The following is a 23,656-nucleotide window of genomic DNA, read 5'->3' as shown; positions in this document are numbered from 1 at the left end:
ATCTCCTCCTCTGTAAGCGCACGGGTTCTTCATGCACTCTTCTGCCTCCTGTCACCTCACCGGCCTTCCTCCGGGGAAGCCTGCACATTCAAGCGATACTGGACCGGAGTCGTCCCTGTCGACTTCCGGAACACGCTGCTGAAGTAAGCAGCATCGGGGAAGCCTACCAGGACGGCTATTTCCTGAATTTGCAGTTCCGTCCTCTTCAAGAGCTGTTCAGCCTTGTGAATCCGTTCGTCCGTCATGTAGGTAATAAAGCTACTCTTAAACCTCTCTTTGAACCGTCTGGAGAAATAATTCGGATGGATATAGAACCGCTCCGCGATCATCTGCAGACTGACAGGTTCATGCAGGTTGTTGTCTATATATAACTTGATCTCATCCATCAGATCGGGATTGGACGAATGCCTCATCCTGTTCAAGTGCTCGATGATATTATTCGTCATTGCCGCAAGCCTGCCCTCAATCTCCTTCCAATCCTCCACTTCGTGGAGCCAGCTCAGCATATCTCCGACCTCACCAATGATCCATTCCGGGATACTCGTTTTTAGAAGCAGATATTTACGGTAGAGAAGATGGTAATCGATGCAGAAGCTCTCTAATTGATTGAAGCTGGATTCTTCGTATTGAACGAGCGCCTCCAGGCGGGGGCCGAGCCACTTGGTCAAAGCTGCCGCATTGCCATCATTCAGGAGACGGAATACGAACCGTTCATCTTCTTCCGCAAGAACCGAGCTCCCGTTCCCTTTGCCGCCGGCCGCCGGGGTCAGACCATATACTTGATTCCGCCCGTGAATGATCCGGTCCCGCAGGGCCTGCTTCGCTTGCTGATAGGACTGATGGATTTGACTGATGCTCTGCACCGGCATGCCAACCCCAATGGTCGCCTCAAGCTTGAGATAGCCGTTAATCCATGTCAGGGCCTCTTCGAGCTCCCGCTTGATGGCAGTCCGTTCAATAGATTCGCCGTCTCCGAGCACGTAGACAAGCTCATTGTCATAGAGCGAATGGCGGAACAGCGTTCCTTCCCGCCCTTTGGATTCAAGCACCTGGGAGATGACGTTGGAGATTGCGAACCGGAGCAGGGCTTCGTCTCCCTTAAGGAAGGAGCTGTAGGGCAAGCCGGGCATCACGACTTCGAACAGGACTACTACAAACTCACGGCAAAAAGTATTCATTGAAGCAAGCTTTCCGTCCTGCTCGATGGCGGAGCTCCCGCCTCCTTGCTGGATCAGCTTGGTCAACAGCCGTTGGCGCGAGATCTCCTCGCTTCGTTGCTGCAGCAGCTGGAGCTCATCGCCGAGAGAGGAATGCCGGCGGTCCTGCTCAATCTTCGCCATGATCCGCATCAGGCAGGCCCGGAGTTCTTCGGGTTCTATCGGCTTCAGCAGATAGTCGGCAACTCCGTATTGAATACCTCTCTTGGCGAACTCGAATTCTTCATATCCGCTGACGAGAATGAATTGCAGCTTCCCGTCCAGCTCTTTGGCCTCGCGGATGAAATCCAGCCCGTTCATCTCCGGCATCCGGATATCCGTAACTACGATGTCCGGCTGTAGCTCCGCAAGACACTGCAGGCCTTCAAGTCCGTTCGAGGCTTCACCGATCTCATCAATCGGCAGCCCCATCCGTTCGATCGTCCGGATTATCCCTTGCCGTAAGATGGGCTCATCTTCAATTAGAAGCAGCTTCATCGGATTGCTCCTCCTCTCCAAGCTTTCTTAGAAGAATAACGACTTCTGTTCCCTTCTCCCATTCGCTGGTGATCGTAAGACCATACTCTGTGCCATACAGCAGCTTGATCCGGTTCTGCACATTCATCAGCCCGATGGAGGATGGAGGCGTCTCGTCACGCCGCTGCTGGATATCTTGACTTAGCAGCATGTTCAGCTCCGCTAGTCTTGCTGCAGCGACCGGCGGGCCATTATTCCAGATCGAGAGATAGATCTGTTGATCGGACCTGCTCCAGCCCCGGATCCGCAATTCGCTCTGTGCGGACATTCTATCGAAGACATGTACGAAGCAATTCTCAACCAGGGGCTGCATTAACAGCTTCGGAATGGGGATATCATATAAAGTTTCCTCCACCTCGACTGTGTATTTGAACCGGTTCCCGTATCGCTGCTGCTGGATGTAGAGGTACAATTCGATCTGACGAAGCTCAAGCTGTATCGTCGACATCCGGTCGGCGCTAATGTTGTAACGGAACATCTTCGCCAGTGAACGGCTAATCAGGCTGATCCGGTCGTCATCGTGCAAGGTAGCAAGACTATCGATAATACCTAGAGTGTTGTATAGAAAATGAGGATTGATCTGCGATTGAAGTGCCTTGATTTCTGCCTCTTTCCTTACCCGGTCCGTTTCGTACACTTTGAGGATAAGCGCTTTGATCTCCTCCGCCATATGATTAAACCGGTGAATGATGTAACCGGTTTCATCTTTGGTGCGGATAGGCAGAATAATATTGTAATCGCCCTTCTCGACGGCCAGAATCCCCTTCTTGAGCTCCTTAAGGGGGGTCAGGATCCGTGAGGACAGAAGAATTGCGATCAGCATGGCCCCCAGCAGGCAGGCAATCCCGATTAAGATTGTATCCCGCGCCAATCCGTTTACCTCTTTGAGCAGTGTGTGGACATCAACGATCCCGACGAGAACCCATGACGTTTTGGCCAGGGCCTGGGAGACATACAGCACTTCTGAGTCCTTATGGCGTTCCACAGGCTTGCCCAGCAAGGAGGAATCAGCCGATATCTTAACCGTCTTGGTCTTGGAATCCATCAGAAGGAAATCCACGCCTTCGGTCTCTCCAAGTCCCGCGAGCCATTCCTTCAGATACTCGTAGGACAGCTGGACCATCAGGACACCGATGATGGGGAACTTGGTAAGAGTGCTGATATTTTTTACCGCCTGTACGAACGTCAGCGTGCTTACTTTCTCCCCTGTACGCCGGTCGAACGCTATTGAAGGGACCCAGACGCCTCTGCCGTTATTCGCCACCGCGATCTCCTTCAAATCCTCGAAGTCGATCACATCGGTGTTGTTGAGATTGCCTTTGATCAGGCGGTTGCCCTCCAGCTGTGTGACCACGATAAATTCCACCGCCGAATGATCGGTCACGAACTGGCTGAAGTTGCCGGAGAACTCACTATAAGCCAGCGGGTCGGAGCCTAACGTCTGTACGAAGCTTTGGAATCTCGGGTCCGAAAAGTAGTTCCAGGCTGTACTTTTGATGTTCGCCATCTGCGTCTCCAGGTTGGAGGCCGACTGCGAGCTGAACAACTCCATGTTCTTGATCTCGCGCTGCTTTATATCGGAGGAAGTATGGTCGTAAGTATACAAGCCCAGCACAGATACCGTAACCGTGATGACGGCGAATAAGGCAAGCAGCATTTTGCGGAAAAGAGAGCGTGAAATATAGGCGAATACAGCCATAATCCCCTTTGTGACGGATTGGATTAACGAGAGTATGGCCATCGCCCCCAGATCATAATTTTTTCCATAATTCATTATAATCCGATTATTACTCTAAAGGGAGTTCTCCCTGTCCGGTCCTCACATAAACCACCGTCACAATCTCGGCAGACCGGACCGGTAACTGAACCCGTCCATCCTGCCCTGGGGTCAGCCGATGCAGCCGTTCCTCCATAATGTTGCTTTTGTTCCATACGCCCCCGGCCCCGGAAGGTGCATCCAGCGTTAAGAACGCAGGCTGCTTTGTGGCATTGAACCAGCGGACGACGAGATCGCCGGTTTCTTCCGAAACCTTGACCGATGTCAGTAACAGTCCGTCTCCCTCCCATTGCAGCCAAGAATGGGTAGGGGGAAGTTCTCCGGATTTCAACCCGGTTGGACTTACCGTAAAGGGGACCGACCGGCGATAGGCTTCCACCGCCGCTTCAGTCCGGAACGGCTTACCCGAATACGGAATGAGGCTGAGCTGGGCCGTATGCTCTCCCAGGCACTGCGCCTCCGGCGTGCGGAACACGCCCCAGTCCCCTAATTCCCCCACAGCCCGGAGCAGCGTGACGGCAAGTGTGTTACGGCCGTCCTGCAGCACTTCATACTCGTGCAGCCCGAGGCCTGCCGCCATCAGACCGGCCTCCCCGGAATCCATGCCGCAGAACGATTGCTGATGATGGCAGTAGCTCGGATTGACCCATTCGGAGTAAGGAGCATTACTGCGCTCCGCAATCTCGAAGACCGATTCCGCGTAATGGCTGTCCTCCTGAATGCCGGCCGGGAAGCAGATACGCAGCCGGTGATCCTTCGCCTGGTTGTCGTAATGGACCGATAGCTTTAAGCTTCTCGCTCCCCGCTCCAGCGTCACCTTCATCCTGAGGATGAGCGGAACCTCACGCTTGCCGCGCTGTGCTTGCCGCTCCATGAAGGGAACCATCGCATCGGTTTCTTCCTGCAGCATCGAATCCGCTTCTGCCGGAATAGCCCACCGGTGAACGATCTCGAACGTGGCTGCTCCGGCCCAGTTCTCCACCAGTTCGCAGGAAGACATCGGGCTGTCTTCTGTCGTCAGCGCAGAATGTCCTTGCGGTGCGGCGTATACGTATTCATTGCCGATATCGCCCGTATCCTCGAAATAGCCTAATCCGGAATAGTTTGTCTGCGACGCCTTATCCAGCATAGTGAACGTTCCGTTATCTGCAATATCCACACGAATCCATTCATTCTCCATTGATCGCGGACCTGTAACAAGCGGAGACGGGGTGAAAGATGCAGCAGGAGGCGTACCCGTTGCCCAGGCGAATGTCCGGTATCCGAGAGCCGGAATTTGACCGGCGAAGAAGGTCAAGCGGATGATACGGGCGTAATAAGGCTCGCGGAACCGGTCCTCCGGCAGCTTGTAGCCGAAGCGGACGCCGAGGTCCTCCACCTGCGCTTCAAGGCTCCCGCCCGAATCCGTAATGACGTATCCCGGCCGGAAGGGCAGGCTGCTGAGTCTTTGCTTCAGCTCAGCCGGCTTGCCTTCAGCCAGATACAACCGCTGGGTCTCCAGTTCAACCGTGACGACACCGTGCTTGGGCCAGCCGGTCGTGTTGAATACGATGAACGGCAAGGCGTTACCGTAGGCAGCGAAGCAAGAGGTATCCACCTTGCCCGCCAGCGCCTCCGCGCTGTCCAGGGCGATCGATTCGGCCACCTGGAAGCTTTTGTCGAACCGTGTTACCATCTCCCGGTGAACCTCATCAATGCTGCAGCCGCAGATGCTATCGTGAGGATGATTCTGCATCAGCGTCTTCCAGGCATAAGCAAGCAAGTGGTGCGGATATGCAACCTCCTGCAGGAAAGCGAAGGCTGCGAGCGGCTCTGCGACCCGCTCCAGCTCTAATTGGCCCAGGGCGTTCTGCCGCTTCAGATTAATCCGGCTTGAAGCCGTATTGACGAGTGTATACCAGCCGTCACTGCGCAAGCTGCGCAGTTCTCCATGGATGACGTTAAGCTTCTCCGGTGCGGCAGCCCGGACTTGTTCGATATAGGTCTCGAAGTTGGAGTGTACAAACCTGGCATCCGGATATAGCCGACGTGCGGCCGCAAGCGCTGCGGACAAATCGGCCTGGACCGGCTGATGGTCACAGCCGTTCATTAGCAGCAGGTGAGGTGTCGAGGCAAACTGCCCGGCCGCTGCTATACGTTCGTCCCAATAGGCCGTCGCCTCTTCGTCCCGTACCGGTATCTCCATCCCGTTGTTGTACCAATTTGCAAATAAGATGCCCAGGACTTTCGTGCCGTCAGGTGACTCCCAGTACATCTCGGAATAAGGCGATTCGTAGCTGTCCGATTGCCGGACGTAATTATTGAAGCCTGTCGGCTTCACCCCTCTACCGAATACCGCCGCTGTCATGCCCGCTTGCGCGATCAGCTGCGGCGCCTGTCCGATATTCCCGAAGGAGTCCGGGAAATAACCAACCCGTGTCCAGCGGCCATAGGGCTTCGCGGCCTGCCAGCCGGCCAGCAGGTTCCGCACGTTGGCTTCCGGACTGGTCAGGAACTCATCCTGCAGGATATACCAGGGGCCGATCAGGATGCGGCCCTCTCTTATACGCTGCTCAAGCTCTTCCCTGCGGTCAGGACGCACTTGTAAATAATCGTCCAGGATGATCGTCTGGCCGTCGAGATGGAAGCTGCGGAATTCCGCGTCCCGTTCCAGCACGTCCAGCAATTCATCCATCAAAGTGACCAGTCTCACGTGATGCTTCTCAAACGGCATATACCATTCCCGGTCCCAATGGGTATGGGATATGACATGTACAATGTTATTCATCGAGGCACTCCCCTTGTCGTTTCTTCGATAGACTCAGCGTAATTGTATAGAGTTTCGCTATAAGCGGGAATGGAATATCTGTACTTCCTCGCTATGAAAATTCAAACGGCATACCAAACAACGGTACGGAGATCACTCCCCGCACCGCTGTTGCCTGCTTGGTTCTATATACCGCTAATCTTGAAATTATCCAGATAAACACGATGATCCCGCTGGGAAGTAGAGCCGATCAGGACGACGGCATAAGCAGTAGCGTTCCCGGTGAATCCGTCTGTCGTGAAGCTATAATTGCTTGTGCTGCCCGTAAAGGTTATGCCGGAGATCTCACCCGTTGAGGTATCAACCGTATAGGCTAGATGCAGAAAACTGCTCTCAGGATTCCATGTACCGGTATATGCAATCTCTGAACCTATGGTTTGACCGTTCACCTTAAGTGTAATAGCTCCCGTCCGGTTATCGATGCTGAGGCCTGTGAAATAGGTCTCGGCAGTCTCACCGCTGCTCTGGGAAGGAAGAGCAGCGTAGAATCCGAGTCCCACATGCTCGGTAGCTTTCACCGGGAAGGAGAGATCCGCCTCGATGCGCATTCTCGCCGGCTTGTGATCGCTGCCGGAGCCGGTGAGCGGAATGGCAATGGCGCCGCGTGAATTCCCTGCCGCATTGATCTGTGCTTGCGGCAACGGATTTCCCTGGCCGCTATTCACAAAGGCGGAGAAATTTCCGTTCGAAGGAAAGCTTGCCAGCGACCAAGTCCCTCCGGGAAGATTAGCCGTGTCCGGTGTTCTTCCGGATATCCCATTCCCGTTGCTTCCGCTGAAACCATCGGAGATCAGGGTGACTTCTTGAACCGTCACGGCGACGTCTGAGACTAAGCCCTCATAAGTGGCCTGCACGACGGACGTGCCTGCGGACACCCCTGTAATCGTCCCCGCCGCATCGACTGCGGCAACCGCGGGGTTGCTGCTCGACCAGGCGACCTGGACACCGCTCATGACCGCATTATTCTCATCATAGACTACAGTCGTTACAGAAGCTGTACCCCCGACGGGCAAGATCACTTCTGCCTGACTGACCGTAATCGACGCCGGCCCGGGCAGGTCTGCTCCAAGCTTCGTCCGATCGGTCAGGATCAGGTCACCGAAGAGATTCGGATTCTTGGAGAAGCCGATTCCGCTCATATACTCCATCCATCCGCGTCTGCCTGTTCCGTCATTATCATTGACAAGCAGAGAGAACCCGATGGCGTCCGTGGCAGACGGCGTCATTCCCGCCGGAAGGATATCCTGCCATTTAACTTCCAGCTCATAGACGGTTTGAGTTCCTTCCCGGTGGATCGCAACAGATGAATTCTGCAGATTATTACCGCCGATGCCGCCTCTTTTCATGACCGCATTAGTCTCCGGGTTCAAGGCGACGATGTTCTCGCTCCAGCCCAGTTTGCCCGGCTCGATAGAACGCCCCGGATCAATCGCGAACTGGATGGAATCCCCCTTCCAGGCGTCGCCCGGCGGGTTATTGTTGAAATGGGTATTATCCGTCACCTGAACAGCCAGGTACAGCTGCTCCGCGTCCCACTTGGTGTAGGCGGTGGCGCTCAGATCTCCAGTCCCTCCCCAGTCGGTCATGAGCCGGACCTGTGAGGCCTGGTCAAGTGCGAAGGATTCCGCATTACTCCACTCTGCAGCGTTGATAACCCCATCGATTACAATGGTATTGTTCGACTTGACTGCCGTCAGAGCGCTGATATTCCGTTCGATGAGCTGCGAGAACCCGTCGTCCCGGTCCACCTTGAGCTTGACAGATAATGGGGTATCCTTGCTTAGGGACGGTGCCGGAATAGCAAGAGTTGTGCTTGAATGAGGCGCAATAGGCGCAAAGGTAGCCGCTCCGGCCATATCAGATGGCTCCAGCACGGTAACCGTTCCTCCGCTCATCGTTTCGGCTGCATTCTGGTTGTCGATCGTGACCGCCAGATCCCAGCCGTCCCCTGCTGCATTCACTACGGGTGACACGTGTACGGCAACTGCTTCCTCCATCAGAACTTGCAGCGTCAGGCTGCCGTACTGTTCGCCTGCCGGACCGGACGGGTAGATCCGTGCGACTCCGGTGGAGGTGGTGCCCGGGGCTCTGACGGTTAAGATATCCGTTGCCGATCCCGCGGCGAAGGAACTTCCCGATACCAGCACCCAGCCAGCCGGAAGGGCCAGCTCATAAGTGCCGGATAGCGATTCTGCCCCGCCCGCGCGGGTGATCCTGATCTGGATTTCTTCCCCGGGAGCCGCCGTAATTACAGAGGCATCCGCCTTAAATGTCGGAGTATCCAGCACGGGCACCGCAGCGGAATTTCCGATGAGGTAGACGGGCTCCTGCGAAGCCGTGAATGTCGTCGTGCCACCGATCGTATTGAAGGCACGGGCATTGCCGAACATATCTCTCAGCTCTACCCCGGCGGTTCCCGTATGCAGACCGATCTGCTTATCGGCATTTGACCAGATTACGGTGATATCCTGGTTGTCGGACGCACGGTGGAACTTATAGGCTCTGACGTCATTGTCCGCCAGGGTATATGCCTCAATGAAGGTGGCTCCGCCCAGCAGATCCGACACGGCATTGAGCCCGACAAATGAAGGTTTCGGCGAATTATCGACATACAGCACGCCTTGGCTGCATTCATAGAAGGTGCTGTCGGTACAGTCATTCAGGAAATCATACCAGTAAATCCGATCGATCAGCTTATCATTCGCCAGATTGGCCACGTACAATTGAACCGCATATGAAGCCGATTCAACCTCTGTGAACCCTCCCCACTTCTGATCCATCGTCGGCCAGCCAATTTCTGTCAGCCACAATTCAATTGTCTTCGTGAGCCCGTGGTTACTCTGATACGCTTCGATATAATTGTTCAAATCCTGGAATTCAGCGAGGGTCTCCCCTTGTTCAGGATTATAAGAGGGGTACACATGGAAGGACATCACGTCCAGATATTGCGTCGCCCCCAGGTCGACCAGCTGTTTCAGCCAAGGCTCGTCATAGTTCAAGGTTACCCCGCCGACTACCTTCAGGCTTGGATTCACACCTTTGATAATCGTATACGCGTTCTGCAGAACAGCCAGATATTGCGCGGGCGTCAGTTGGGTACTGAGTTCATTGCCGATTTCAAAAGCGTTCACCTTGCCCTGCAGACTCGTAACTGTCTGCTCTATGACAACGGGGTCCGTGCTCGTCACGATAAATGTGCTCAACCCGTTCGCAGCGGCGTTATCGATATAAGTCGTCGGATTACCCGGGTTATAACCGTCCCGAATGGATACTGCGCCAGCCTGGGCTGCCAGCGGAAGCCGTATATCCGAGCCGCCATACGCTTTGCTGAAGTGGGTGTTCATCCCCAGGAAGGATTGCACAGGCTTCCCCGTCAGATCGGCAATCGTTCCAAGGTGCAGATCTTCATGAAGCTTAATCGTTCCATCCGCACTGACAGCGTCCACAGATACTGTGTACGTCCCTTTATCCAGAATGCCGAAGTTCAGCGGCTTGACGAAGCCCTTCTGCTCCGCGTTCAGGCTGACATCGAACGCTCCTTCATCCACTTTGATGTTCGAATAGTCAAGCAGGCTGTACGTCACATGCAGTGCTCTGGCTGATTCGAACTGATTGTCGAAAACCAGGTTGACGCTGGACGCCTCCGTATCCTTGAAGACGCTGCCCGTCTTAACCTGAGCCCCGCGCATGGACACGGTAGGAATGAGTTCAGCAGTTACCTTGGAGAAGCAGACCGGTACACTGGTCTCGATCCGGAAGTCGGCACCATTATTCAGACGGTTGCTGAACTGGGCATCCTCAACAATGTAAGTCACCTGCTTCCAGGTATTGCTTCCGGTCAGCACAGTCAAGTCTGTATAAGCGTACTGCGTCTGCGTGGAATCATAAGCAAGCTTGAAGCCCTTCTCACCGGTCACGGCGCTGTCGTAGTAGTCTACCGTTACCTTGACCGTATTTTTACCGCCATAAATGTAATTGTCAGTTACCTTGAAATAGATATAATGCGCGCTCGCGGCAGGATTCGTCTGCCAGCCGGTAATGCCATTATAAGTTTGGATGGTCTTGGCGTTCGTATCTCCGGCAAACGGCGTCAATCCGTTTTCCTGAGGGACAGCCCCTAAGATAACGCTTACAGGTCCGGTTACCTTTGTCACTATAACGGGAACGCTCTTCGTGAGCGTACCGTACTTCGCCGTGACGACGGCGCTTCCGAGCTGCTGGGCTGTTATTTTACCTGTGCTGTCGATCTTGGCAACAGCAGCATTACTGCTGGTATAGCTGATGGTGAGCTTGTTCATCAGGTAGCCGTTCTGGTCCAACACGGCTGAGGCAATCGTCTGTGTTGATCCGATAGGCAGATTAACGGCAGCCGGAACAGCCTGCACCCCTGTAGCTACGGAAGTAGCCGCACTTTTCGCGACAGTTATGCTTCCGAACAGGACGGGGACGGAGGTGTCGATCCGGATGTCGGCCCCATTTTCCCTGTTTGCTAAGTTAGCGTCCTTCAAGGTATAGGTGACGGTCTTCCAGGAGTTGCTGCCTGTCAGATACGTCTTAGGTACGTTATAATCCCAGGCACTCGTTGCGGAGTCGTAAGAGAACCCGAAGGTATTGTCCGCGCTGCCGGCCGGATCATAATATTCGAATGTGACCGTGACCGCATTGGTTCCGCCTTGGATAAAGGCATCCGACACATTCAGGTATATATATTTCCCGCCTCCTGCCGGATCGGTCCGCCATCCTGTTTTGCCCTGGACCGTCTCTTTGATAACCCCTCCCGGGCCATCTCCGTTCCAGGCCGTTATTCCATTCTCCGTATTCGTCACTCCCAGAACAATACTCACCGGACCCGGCGCCGGATCAGCACCTGCATAAGACGGAACGACTGCGACAATCAGCATCCATACAAGCAGCAAAGACATAACGAACTTCCTCTTCATTAATACCCCCACCTCACCTCATCATTAAGGTAATTGCACCTTCATTATAATGACGGAGAGCAAAGGACCCTATGAATATCCTAATGTAAGCACTATTAAAAATTGAACGAGTCATGAGATACGGCTTGCTGCACAACGCAGAAGAGGCATTCCCGTTCATCAAGAAATGATGGGGAACGCCTCTTGTGAACCAGGCTAAGACAGCTTTTTTAACAAATTAAATCGTAATCAGATCCTTGATCCGTACCGGGAGTCCGGTACGAATGGCCTGGTTGGCGGCGATTCCGGTCATAATGGAGCGGGCTCCGTCCCGGTGGTCGGCCGCACGGTGGTAAATATCCTCGTCCGGGGTTCCGAACAGGTCGTTCAGCAGCACAGGATCTCCGCCGCCGTGGCCTCCCGCCCCTTCATCCACCTGGACTTCATAAGGCGCTCCAAACATGGGGTGTACTACAATATGCTTGCCTTCCACAGCTCCTTCCAGGGCACGGTCCCCCCCGGCATTGACATAGGATTTCTCCACGATGCTCATTTCGATTCGTCCTTTAGATCCGTTAAAGGCTATCCGGTAACCCTCCCAAGGCATGTAGGCATTCAATGAATACGTAAGAATCGCCTTATTGCTGTACCGGACCATGACGCCCATCGTATCCTCAATGCTGATTCCGTCACCGAATACGCTTTGATCCCGCTGATAGCCATCCTCTGCTTCCGCATCCAGATACATCTCCTTCAGGACGGGATTCTCATCCAGCCGCAGGGCAAAGGGATCGTCCTTGGCTGCCGGATTTCCGGTGGCACGCTGATAGAATGAAGTCACGCCGCGGTTCTCGGCATTCTCCCGGCCATAGAATCTCAGATCGCCGAAGGCAAACACCGTTTCGGGCTCCGCACCGATCCAGAAATTGACCAGATCAAAGTGGTGAGTGGATTTGTGAACAAGCAGTCCTCCGCTGTTGCGTTTGTCCCGGTGCCAACGGCGGAAATAATCCGCCCCATGCTCTGTATTCAGCAGCCATTCGAAATGAATGGAATGCACCTCCCCGATCACCCCGGAGGCAATGAGCTCGCGGGCCTTCGTATGATGGGGGGCATAGCGGTAATTGAAGGTGACCCTGACCTTGCGTCCGGTACGCTCCACCGCATCGTATATCTCCTTGCATTTCTCCACATCCACCGTCATGGGCTTCTCTGTGATGACATCACAGCCAAGCTCAAGCGCGCGGATAATATATTTGTGATGGGTCCGGTCGACACTGGTGACAATGACAATATCCGGTTTCTCAGTCTCGATCATGGTGTCAAACTGTTCAGCCAGGTAGGTGTTCACCTGCGGATACCCGTGTGTTTCCGAGAGCAGCTTGTTGGCATAATCCATACGTGTCTGATTCACATCGCAGACAGCGGTAAGCTCCGCAGAATCCCTGTACTCCTTCGCGATAGCTTCATAGAAAAATTGAGCCCTGCCGCCAATGCCTACCTGTACATAACGCTTCTTATCCAATTACGTGCGCCTCCCAAATTTTGCTCTTAGATTGTCTTCCAGCTATAGAAAATTACTGCTTTTATTATGTTGAGCGCCGCCGCGCACCCGCTCAGTTTACCGTCTCAGCCGGAAAGTCCAGCCTGAACAAATAAGGGGTCAGCGGCTGAAGCTCCAGGGTCTGCCCTGCAACGTTTTGATCTGAGATCAGGTCCGTGAAGCCGCTTGCTGCTGCTCCATTGCGGACCGCTTTCACCTCGACGGGTTCCGGGCCATAGTTAACCACATTCACCAGTGTTTGTCCGCCGTACTCAACCGTCCTCCACTCCACATTGTATACGGGAGTATTGTCTGCCGGATCAATCAGCAGCAGTTGCCCCGGATTCAAGGTCTGCAGGACAGGCAACAAGAAATCTCTGATTTGGCCTGCGGTCCAGTCCGTTGCCGATATCTTGTCCGCATGGGTGAACACATAACTTCTGTCTGCGGCTGGGAGTGCCACGCCATGCGGCGTAAGCTCCAAGGCGTGGGAGCCGATCAGCAGTACCCGTCCGCCCTGCTCCATAAACTGTCTGATGCCGGTCAGCGTCTCCGGATTGACTCTTGAAGCATTTGGCACAATCAGCAGCTTATAAGTGTCCAGCCAGCCATTGTCCACCTGCTTTTCAGATACATATCCCGCCTTATAGCCGCTGTAAGACAATGCTTCATAAGCGCGGAGCGAGACTGCCGAGTAATCGCCGGAGAAGACACCCGAGGCGGTAGAATACAGAATCGCCGCTTGCGGCTGTTCATTCTGGAAGGCGGTAACCTGACCGGACAGCCGGTTCAGGTCCAGATTGGTCCGCCCTGCCTGCGCTATAACATCCGGCCGGTGCAGAATGCTGCCCTCGGTGCTGGCCGTCTCATTGTAGGTCCGCTCCCATACCCAGATTGTTGATCCGCCCCGGCCATGAATTGCGCTTTGCCACAGTACGGAGCGGACATGCTTCGCTTGTTCCGGCGTATACATTTTGTCCCCGTCAGCGATCAGGTGATGCTCTGAATTAAAGACCGGAGCTTCTTTGAAGGAAGCCTGCATATCGTAGAAGCTGAGTTCTTCCATGAAGCCCTTCGGGCCTTCGTTGATATAATTCCAGTTATCATTGCCGTTGATCTGGCTGAACTCCGAGAAGCGCTCGATATCCACGCCCCACGAGAGGCTGCCCCGGGGATCACCCATAATTTTGGCCTGTACGGGCAATCCGGGAGCGAGCTCATGGATAATTCCAGCCATCCATTCATGCCAGCCGGCGAAGTAATCCTGGTTAAACAGAACATAGTCATAGGACGCCGGAGTAGCTGTAATATTCTCAGGCATAGGCACTTCGGTGAAAGAGCTGTAGGCCGTTTGATAAACGCTGTTCAGCTGCCCGATATCACCGCCATAGATTCCTTCAAGATACTCCTGCCAGGCCGGCAGCGCATAGGCATCCTTATTCGACGTATAGACAGACTCGTTGGTGAGCGTAAGACTCTGCAGCGAATCATAATCCTTGATGGCGGGAATCAGAGCCCGCAAATAATCCTCTATAATAGCTTGGGCCATAGGCTGGTACAGGGAGAATTTGATGGAGCCGTTGTTCTCCACCTTCAGCTCAGGCCACTTAGCCAGCACCCAGTCCGGGAAATAATGCGGGGAAATCAGAAGATTGACCGCCACGTTATGATCTTCGGCCCGCTGCAGCACCGGCAACAGATCGGATTCGATTTTGCGGGTGGAGACAACGTACTCCTTATCAGCGGAATAGCCGCCCAGCTCCTCGAAGCCGGGATTCTGAATCAGATTCACCGTGCTCCCGGCCTTGACGACACTTATGTCATCCACCCAGACCGTCCCCGTATTCTCGGATAAAATAACCAGCGGGTAGGATACCTCCCCCTTCGCTGTGGTGTATTCGTACGTCACCTCCGTCCAGTCATAGGTTCCGCTTGGCAACGGCTGGCGCTGCTTCCAGCCCGTTCCGCCCGGGAACCAGACATTCCTGGCATTGTCACCCTTCACCCATACCTTGAATTCATAGGTAGTCTCGGGCTCTACCGCTAAAGTCTGAGCGACATTGATAAATACATTCGACTGCCGCGGCGATGCATTGACAATCTTCAGGGAATGGTTGCCGGAATGGCTCACCCCGTCTGTAATAGCCGCAGTAGCAGACACTGCGCCGGAGCGGTTGACCGTGTAGCGGTTAACGAAATCCTGTTTATCCAGAATGACATCCCTTGGCCCCAGTTCAATCTGGATAACGTTGGCTCCGAGATCCTGAAGCTTCGGAATATCCCGCTTCACCTGGTTGAAGTGGCCGTAGCCCGTGAAGAAGATAGGCCGTTCTTCGGTGGCGCCTGTACTTCTCACAATGGTGTCTCCAACGAAGGAATATCCGGAGATTTCCGGCCGTCCGGTGACATAGCGGGGAGCGGACTGCGGACTCAGGCTGCCGTCCAGATAACCTTCCAGCTGATGCTTGCTGCCCGCAAGCATCCTCTCAAGCTCAGCCGCCACATAATGCGCTCTGCCGAGCCGCCCTTGCACGATATCCTCCTTGCCGTAACCAATGAAGTCCTTGATCACGGTATAATCGATCCGCTCATAGTCTGTTGACAGTCCCTGTGCCTCACATTGCAGCAGCAACTGCTCCAGACCGGGCAGTTGTGCATTCACACTGTCCAGCATGGCCTCAATCTCTGCGGGATCGAGTACTGCAGTCACCTTCAGCTCCTGGCGTTTGCCGGCAGTGCCCCCTTGCTCTGCAAGCGTGAAGTCAAGCAGCTGCTCTCCGGGGTCTGCCGTGGTGAACGGCAGGCTCCATCCGGCTGCCGAGCCTGCAGGCAGCGTGAAATCTGCTTCCACACCCGGAAGGCTGGACGACAGATGGAGGTTATAGGGTTCATCAGTCGTGTTCACAGCGTACACCGAATAAGAGACCGTAGCATTCACATTGATCTCCTTGGGGCCTTCCACCCAGAAGCTCCAGGGATCGGCGGAAGGAACCAGATGAACTACTGCATGGTCGGCCGGACTTTTAGCTTTGCCGATGCCTGGTGTCCATTCCAGCCAGCCCCGCCGGCCCGCGCCGTCATTGTCGTTGAACAGCAGCGTGAACGGAAGCTCCCCGTTCTCCGGCATACCTGTGGAGATGGCAGACCACGGCATCCGTACTTCATAGAAGGTCTCCTGTCCGGTCCGGCTGGCTGCAGCAGTGATCACTTCCGCTCCTGCTGCGGCCCCGCCTTCGCTGAACTGCCAGACATGCGCCTGCCCGTCCATGTAATTAATGCCATATTCCGGCCCGTAGCTGCCGCCGGGACTGAAGGCGAACTGGATGCTGTCTCCTCTCCACATGGTGCTGTCGGAGACAGGAACATGCACATTATCTGTCACCTTCGCCGCATAGTAGAAGTAGTTCTCATCATAAGCGAGATAGACGCTGGCGGACACATCCGCAGGCCCTCCCCAGCCGTCGACCAGCACCTGTCCGGCAGCTTCCGGCAGCTTGATCTCTGCATAGCGGCTCCACTCGTCCACTGTACCGTCAATGACGATATCCTCCGCTTCCAGTGCCAGTGCATGCGTATGCTTACCGAAGCTGCTGCGGAAATCATCTTCCCAGTCTGTAATGACCGGGGAGCCCGGTTCTTCGTAGACGGACTCCGCCACGCTCACTGGAGTATTTAAGGCGTCCGGCGGTTTGATTCCCCCGATAGATGCAATCTCTCTCAATGGTTCTCCGTAGACTGCAGAAGCAGAACCTTCTGCCGTCATGGAGAATACCAGCACGATGATCAATGCCCATAATGCTTGCTTGCTGCTTCTCCTATTCATCGTCGCTTATTCCTCCCTTCTGAAATGTCAGTCATGATTTGACTTGAAGTTCGGTTCAACGGATACAGGCGGTTCCTGCTGCGGACTTGCCGGAAGCGGAATCCGCTCCACTTCGCCTTCTGTGAATTGCCCCCGCAGCTGAAGCACATAACGGATATGCGCAGGCCTCACCTCCCTTACATCCTTCTTCCGCTGAATCACGGCCAGCGAGGCAGCGACACCCGCCGCTTCGCCGATGGCGCTGACCGACGCCATGATCCGGTAGGAGCTGTGCGCCTCATGGGTTCCGCTGATGCAGCGGGAGGCGAGCAGCAGATTGGAGCAGCCCACAGGGATCAGGGAACGATAGGGGATATGGTAATAACCGTCCCCGGGAATGCTCTCGAGTCTGGTTGCCCCTCCATCTGGACTATGAATGTCCAATGAATAGGCGCAAGCCGCAATCATATCCCCGAAATGCCGGGTGTTCAGACAATCCTCTGCCGTCAGGATGTACTCACCTGTGATCCGCCGGCCTTCTCTGACGCCGAGTCGCGGCGCGATATAATCCAGCCTGGCTTGCCGGAAGGCCGGATGACCGCAGATAGCCCCGAACAGTTCATTGGCTTGACGGGTACCCTCCTCCATGCCCCGGCTTACGGAATCCGGACGGGTAGGGTCCACCCCCAGCACAGAGGTGGAGTTGAAGAGCAGCGCCTTGCCGTCCGGATACGGAAAGCAGGTGATGCTCTGCCTTGGATTAGCGGTCTTCCCCTCGTCCTTCAGCGCCTGATAATACGGCAGCAGCTCAAGCCTCAGCGAATGAATTGCCGGCCAGGTCTGGATATCCGGATTCTCCAGCTTCAAGAGATCGAAGCCGCTCACACGGAAGGTTGCGGTGGCTGACTGCAGCTTGCCGTCACCCTCGCGGCCGATTTCGTATTGCATACCTGCCATTGCAGAGAGATTGCCATCCGCCGTCGCATCCAGAAACACCTCAGCTGCAACCGTGCCAGCCTGTTGTCCTTGAAGGTGAAGGCGCTGAATCCGCCCATTCTCCACATCGGCGCTCTCCACCGTGCAGCCGGTCCATACAGTCAGCGTCGGCTCAGCTTCCAGGAGCTGCTGATAGGTGGACTTCAGGGCCAGCTCATCATAGGTCGGCACCCGCTGTTCGTTGTAATGGGTATACGCAGCCGGGAACAGTTCACGGTGAATGCCGCTTGTAATTGGACGTCCCCGGCTGTCTCGGAAATTGCAGATCAGCGAGACACTGGAGAAGACGCCGGTGCCGCCGACCTCCGGCCCCGCCTCAATCAGCAGCACGCGCCTGAATAATCTCGCCGCGGCAAGGGCGGCGCTGATCCCGCCGACTCCGGCTCCTGCTACCACCAGTTCAAAATTCCAGTCTTCCTTCTCATAGTGCACATAGTTCCCTCCCTTCGCTTCCAGCGGCTCACCGGGATTTAACGACCTCACACAGGCTGGGCACACCGCTGTAGATTACCTTGTCATCACAGATGATTTCGCACCACTCCGGGCTCATCCGCACATCGATGATATGCCCCCGGAAAGCGAAGCCTGAAAGAGATACCCTCCCTTCAGCAGGCGGACGGGGGTGAATCCATAAGCTGCCATCCAGCCGGGGATCGAGGCCGGTAAGGCCGAACAGAATGGCTTCCGCGCCGGACAGCCCTGCGACTACATTTGCCCGCTTATGCACGGGAACAGCCGGACGGTCGCAGTAATGCTCCTGCGGATAATACGGCAGATGCTGCCCCATCCAGAAATGGCGCTTCAGCACATCCCAGGCCAGCTCAGCGCTGCCGGATTCCCACAGCGTCAGCGCAAGCATCGGTCCATCTCCGGCATAGGCTCCGCCTCCCGACCAATCCGGATCGTTCTGCTCATAATGCAGCTCATCTTCGGCCGAGATACTGCTTACGCCGTATTTGCCTAGGAAAGCACCGTCCCTGATTTGGGCGAACATTCCCTGCTTCATCTCCTCCGTGCAGGCACCGAAGCGAAGGGCGTCATAATATTGAATTGAATAGATCCATTCCTCATGACCTTCGGGATAAATGGCCTTGAACCAGGCTTTGTCCTCATCCCACAGATGGGTGCGGATCGACTGGCGGATACGCTCCGCCTTATCCCGCCATTCCTGTGCGGGCTGATCCCGCAAATCCAGATGTTGCGCCAGATCGGCCAAGCGGTCATAGCTCCAGGCCCGCTCGGCATTCGGACTGGCTACGATATGCTCATAGCCTGCGCCCCGCATTTCCAGCAGGTTCGGCTGAAGGCCATAATCCAGCAGCTCCCTCCACTCCGGCAGCCGGTTATCGTCATATAAGGCCAGTGTCCGCATGGTCGGAAATAGCTTTGCCCCTTCCCCATGCAGCACAAAGATCGACCAGGCAAAGTTCAGGAACGACCATAAGCTATACGAGTAGGGCACATGGGCGCCTTGTCCGCTGGGGGCAAACCGGGAGTGCCGTTCAATGCCGCTGGCTGCTATAAGACTAGCCAGTTGTGCCGCTTTATCCTTCCCCAGCATCAGCGCCAGCGTTCTTGCACCGTAGCCCCCGGCATCCCAGGGGTAACAGCAGATTCCGGCACCTTCCAGGCCGGAGACGGCGGGAAAGGGCTGAATGGCGAATTCCGGATTCTCCCACAGACAGACCATCCCGCTGATCAATGAGCGGCGGTAATAGTCTTCCAGACCCGGAATATCCGATTGCAGCACCGGCAATTCCCGGCAGGCTTCCTCAAGCCGGCGTTCCCAGACTACGGTTGTCCGCCGCCCCAGCTCTTCCAGGGTCTGCCCTTCTTCCCTACGGAACTCTTGCCCCGCAGGAGTCAGAACCGCAGCCAGCCGGAACACGGCCTCCTCCCCTTCTCCAAGGCTAAGCTCCTGACCCCCTTCCCGAAGCAGGGTAATGCGGACCTGTTCATTCTCCCAGATTCCTTCCTCAAGCTGCAGGGCAGGACTGGCAGAGGTCAGCGGTGCTCCATAGTCCCACTCGTCCAGCGGAACCATAGCCGGGCTTCCCGGCAACAGCTCCGGTAGTACCGCAACCGTTACCGTTCTAAGACTGCGGTTCTTGATCCGCTGGGTCAGGAGGAAACCATGGGCATCCGCCAAAGGCGTCAATTCACTGGACACCGCCAGTGATAACAAGCCTCCCTCCACCAGATGATGGTATGTTCCTTGCCTTTTGATCTGATCGGGCTGCCAGACGCCTTTCGCATAGAGTACGCCACAGTCTCCTTTGCCTAAGTTTCCATCATCGCGAACAGGGTGTCCGTCCGCTGTTATATGAAGTTTCACAGCCAGATCCTTGGCGGCAAAAGGCGGCGAATAGCAGCCCTTAACTCCGCTGACCGTTCGTGCGGACGGCGCTACAGTACTATAGCCGCTGCACACCCAGAGATGTTCAGCAGGTGCCAGGCTGTTCCGTAAATCAAACGCAAATGAACCGAGTGTATAGTTTGCAGTTGCCTTCATGGGTTACCTCCGGAAATGGAATTCTGCCCGTCAGCCCTTCACTGAGCCCAGCAGAACCCCTTTGATAAAATGCTTTTGCAAAAACGGATATACGCAGAGGATCGGCAGCACCGTGATGATGATTGCCGCCGCCTTCAGACCCTCCGGCTGAATGTATTGGGAGGAATCCCCGCCCGCAAGGAGGGAATCAATCGGCGTCTGCAGCATCTGGTACAGCTTGACCGTTACAGGCAGCAGCTGCGATTTGCTGATGAAATACAAGGCGTTGGAATACGTGTTCCACAGAGCCACCGCGTAGAACAGCGAAATCGCAGCCAGGATAGGCTTGGATAAAGGCAGCGTCAGCTTGACGAACACCGTCAGGTCCGTTGCGCCGTCAATCGTCGCCGACTCTTCCAGCTCAGCCGGCAGGCCTTCAAAAAATGATTTCATGACAAACAGATTGTAAGCACTTACCAGCCCGGGCAGCCAGATCGCCCAAAAGGTATTGATCAGGTGCAGCTGCTTAACGAGCAGGAACAGCGGGATCAGCCCAGTGCCGAACAGCATGCTGAACATCACCATAAACGTAAAGATCTGCCGTCCTTTTAATCTCCGCTTCGAAAGCGTATACGCGGCTAGCGTGGTTGCGATCATCTGGAGTACAGTCCCTACGGCTGTGATAATCACTGTATTCTTGAGGGCAATGAGCAGCTGCCCGTCGATGAACAGCTGTTTATAGGCCTGAACGGTAATCTCCACCGGCCACAATACCACTTCGCCCGAGATAATTGCCCGGCTGCTGCTCAGCGACATGGCCAGAATATTCAGAAGCGGAAATACCGTGATGAAAGCGCACAGGGCGAGGAACAGATACAGCGGCATACTCTTGAGTCGTTTTACCATAATCCGCCTTCTCCCAGCTTTTTCACAATTTTGTTGACAGTCAGCACCAGAATCAGCCCGATCAGTGCCTGAAATAATCCCACTGCCGTTGCCAGACTGTATTGCGCGTTCTGCAGCCCTGTGCGGTACACGAACGTGCTGATTACATCGGATACACTGAAGACAGCGGCATTCTGCAGATTAAAGATATGTTCGAAGCCCACATCCATCATCTTCCCCATCTGCAGAACCAGCAGGACGCCAATGGTTCCCCTGATGCCCGGCAGCGTGATGTGCCAGATCTGGCGCAGCTTGGTGGCTCCGTCGATTTTGGCCGCTTCATATAAGCCGGGATCAATGGCGGAGATGGCAGCCATATAGATAATCGTGCCCCAGCCTGCGCTCTGCCAGATGGTCGAGACAATGAACACCACAGGCCACCATAACGTGCTGGTCATGAAATAAATCGGATCGATCCCGAACAGGCGCAGTGCCGCATTCACCACTCCGGTGGAAGGCGACAGCAAAGAGACGATGATCCCCGCCAGAACCACCCATGAGATAAAAAAGGGCAGATACAGCATGTTCTGCACAGCCCGCTTGAACCAGTTCACCCGCAGCTCATTCAGCAGCAGCGCAAGCAGAATCGGAGCTGGAAAGGCAAAAACAAGATTGTACAAATTCAGCAGCAGGGTATTACGAAGAACATTCCAGAACTCCGAGCTGCTAAACAAGGTATGAAAGTGCTTCAGTCCCACCCAGGGACTGCCCCATACACCGTCAAGCAGACGGAAGTCCTTGAAGGCAATCAGCTCGCCGTACAGGGTGACAAATTTGAACAGGAAGAAATAGGACATCGCCGGAATAAGGAACAAGTACAGATACCGGTCCCGGTAGAGATAAAATAACAGGCCCCGCCCCGGCTTGTTCAGGCTTTTGGAGCGTATGGCCGCCGGACCGGAAGGCTGGTGCAGTGTTTTTGGCATATAGCTCTTTCTCACTCCTCTATAAATGTCGGGAGCCTGGAATAGGGTTCATTCCGCAGCTCCCTTATATCACAGAATCATTACTTCAGCTTATCTTTGTTCGCATCGTACCAGGCCTGCACCTTGGCGGTCACATTGTCTCCGTCCAGGCTGTTCCAGGCTTGGCGCAGCTCTTCCACAGCTTCATCCGGTGTCTGGCTGCCCATCGCCATACGGGTATTGATTTCTTTCCATTTGGTCTCAAACGAGCCGGCGATGGAGGCGTATTCCGCAACAGGCGGGATATAAGGCAGATCCTTGCGGAAGGTATGGTTCTCCGTGAACTTAATAATGGTACTTTTGAGGGCAGCCATATCCTGATCATCCTTGCTGTCCCCAGCCCGGGTAATCAAATATTCCGGCGTCTGCTGCTCCTGCTGTACCAGCCGGTATTCGGAGGCGTAGCCGACCTCCGTCTTCCATTTGTCATAATCGGTCGTGACCGGAATGCTGTCCTTCATCTGATAATGGACGCCTTCGGTTCCGTAGGTCAGCGGCTCCCAGCCTGAATCCAGCATCCAGTCGATAAATTCCATTGCAGCCTGCGGGTTCTTCATATTCTTATTGAAGGCAGTCAGCAGATGATTGGGAACTTCGACCTCATAGCCGTTCGTTCCATATTTCGTGGACAGTGGCGGAATTGCGGCCAGCTTAGCCTCCGGGTTATTCTTCCGCAGCTCGGTAATGGTATTGTCCATATTCAGGTTGCTGAAATAGATGCCGGAGCGCCCTGTGGTCCACAGTTGCTTCTGCCGGGAAAATTCCTTGTCTGTGGCAAATTCCTTGTCAACGAGACTCTCATGGTAAGCCAGCTGGCGGAAAGCAAGAGCGTCTTTATAACGTTCGGTGAAGAAGCTCTGGGTGAGCTTCCCGTCCTCCACGAACCAGGCTGCACTGCGCGCCATATACCAGTCATCGGTGATTGCGGTATAGGCTGTTGACATCGCCATTGGAATGGTATCGGCCGCACCGTTGCCGTCGGGGTCATTATCCCGGAAGGCTTTGGCGACCTCCACCAGCTCATCCACCGAAGTCGGCATAGCCAGCCCCAGCTTATCCAGCCAGTCCTGCCGGATGAAGATGGCGGTATTGGCACGGGCGGGCCGCATGCTGGCGATGGCATAGATTTTACCGTCGTCCAGTGTCAGGTAAGGCTTCAGCTCGGGATGCTCCTGCAGATATTTTTTGTAGCTGGTGCTGTACTTGTCGATATACTCATCCAGCGGCTGAATGGCTCCTTCATCGGCCCAGCGGACAATAAAGTCGCGGTTGAAGGTCGTCATCATATCCGGCGCCTGATCGGAAGCAATCAGCACATTGAACTTATCGGCCTCCTGATTGCGCGGGATCGGTACCCAATTCACCTTCACTCCGGAATTCTCATTGATATACTTCGTCCACCGGTTCTCCTCATAGGAGCCTTCTCCGGTGGCCACCTGTCCTCTGTCATAAATGGAGCCGGATATCTCCTTGGGCAGCGAAGCATACGGATCTGCGCTTGGCGGCTGTGAGGCTGCAGCCGGAGATGACTCTGCGGTTGTGCCGGCGTTTCCATTACTGTTGCCGCAAGCGGACAACGCCGCCGTACCGAGCAGCAGGACCGCGAGAAGCGCGGGGGTGAGCTTTCTGTTTCTGTACATTCTTGTGACCTCCAATGGACTTGTGATGTTGGGCAGATC

11 protein-coding genes are annotated in these 23,656 nt (G+C 55.0%); all 11 read right to left on the bottom strand.

The window, feature by feature from the left end; all coding sequences use genetic code 11:
• Positions 1-56: 56 nt before the first annotated feature.
• Positions 57-1,694, bottom strand: coding sequence for a response regulator (locus tag PBOR_RS17890; protein WP_042213932.1), 1,638 nt, complete (start codon positions 1,692-1,694; stop codon positions 57-59).
• Positions 1,675-3,507: a sensor histidine kinase gene (locus PBOR_RS17885; RefSeq protein WP_042213930.1), complete on the bottom strand. Its 1,833-nt coding sequence runs from the start codon at positions 3,505-3,507 to the stop codon at positions 1,675-1,677. Before PBOR_RS17885 ends, PBOR_RS17890 begins: the two co-directional genes overlap by 20 nt.
• Positions 3,508-3,520: 13 nt before the next feature.
• Positions 3,521-6,277 carry an alpha-mannosidase gene (locus tag PBOR_RS17880; RefSeq protein ID WP_042213928.1) on the bottom strand — a complete coding sequence of 919 codons (2,757 nt, stop codon included), beginning with the start codon at positions 6,275-6,277 and terminating at the stop codon, positions 3,521-3,523.
• Between the two features lie 164 nt (positions 6,278-6,441).
• The gene (locus PBOR_RS17875; RefSeq protein WP_081972094.1) at positions 6,442-11,256 is read right to left on the bottom strand and encodes a sugar-binding protein; all 4,815 of its coding nucleotides are present in this window, start codon (positions 11,254-11,256) and stop codon (positions 6,442-6,444) included.
• Between the two features lie 217 nt (positions 11,257-11,473).
• Positions 11,474-12,760, bottom strand: coding sequence for a Gfo/Idh/MocA family protein (locus tag PBOR_RS17870; RefSeq protein ID WP_042213923.1), 1,287 nt, complete (start codon positions 12,758-12,760; stop codon positions 11,474-11,476).
• A 91-nt stretch (positions 12,761-12,851) separates the two neighbouring features.
• Positions 12,852-16,601: a sugar-binding protein gene (locus tag PBOR_RS17865; RefSeq protein WP_042213921.1), complete on the bottom strand. Its 3,750-nt coding sequence runs from the start codon at positions 16,599-16,601 to the stop codon at positions 12,852-12,854.
• 27 nt (positions 16,602-16,628) lie between these two features.
• On the bottom strand, positions 16,629-18,059 hold the full coding sequence (locus PBOR_RS17860) for an FAD-dependent oxidoreductase (protein WP_157764061.1): 1,431 nt from the start codon (positions 18,057-18,059) through the stop codon (positions 16,629-16,631).
• On the bottom strand, positions 18,037-20,088 hold the full coding sequence (locus tag PBOR_RS17855) for an MGH1-like glycoside hydrolase domain-containing protein (protein ID WP_042213916.1): 2,052 nt from the start codon (positions 20,086-20,088) through the stop codon (positions 18,037-18,039). The genes PBOR_RS17860 and PBOR_RS17855 overlap by 23 nt, the downstream gene beginning before the upstream one ends.
• Before the next feature lie 30 nt (positions 20,089-20,118).
• On the bottom strand, positions 20,119-20,973 hold the full coding sequence (locus PBOR_RS17850; protein ID WP_042213914.1) for a carbohydrate ABC transporter permease: 855 nt from the start codon (positions 20,971-20,973) through the stop codon (positions 20,119-20,121).
• Positions 20,967-21,938, bottom strand: coding sequence for an ABC transporter permease (locus PBOR_RS17845; protein WP_042213913.1), 972 nt, complete (start codon positions 21,936-21,938; stop codon positions 20,967-20,969). The genes PBOR_RS17850 and PBOR_RS17845 overlap by 7 nt, the downstream gene beginning before the upstream one ends.
• 80 nt (positions 21,939-22,018) lie before the next feature.
• The gene (locus PBOR_RS17840) at positions 22,019-23,617 is read right to left on the bottom strand and encodes an extracellular solute-binding protein (RefSeq protein WP_042213912.1); all 1,599 of its coding nucleotides are present in this window, start codon (positions 23,615-23,617) and stop codon (positions 22,019-22,021) included.
• Positions 23,618-23,656 lie beyond the last annotated feature (39 nt).

The organism is Paenibacillus borealis, from assembly GCF_000758665.1.
Classification (GTDB): domain Bacteria; phylum Bacillota; class Bacilli; order Paenibacillales; family Paenibacillaceae; genus Paenibacillus_AQ; species Paenibacillus_AQ borealis.
This window is presented reverse-complemented; position numbering and strand designations above follow the sequence as displayed.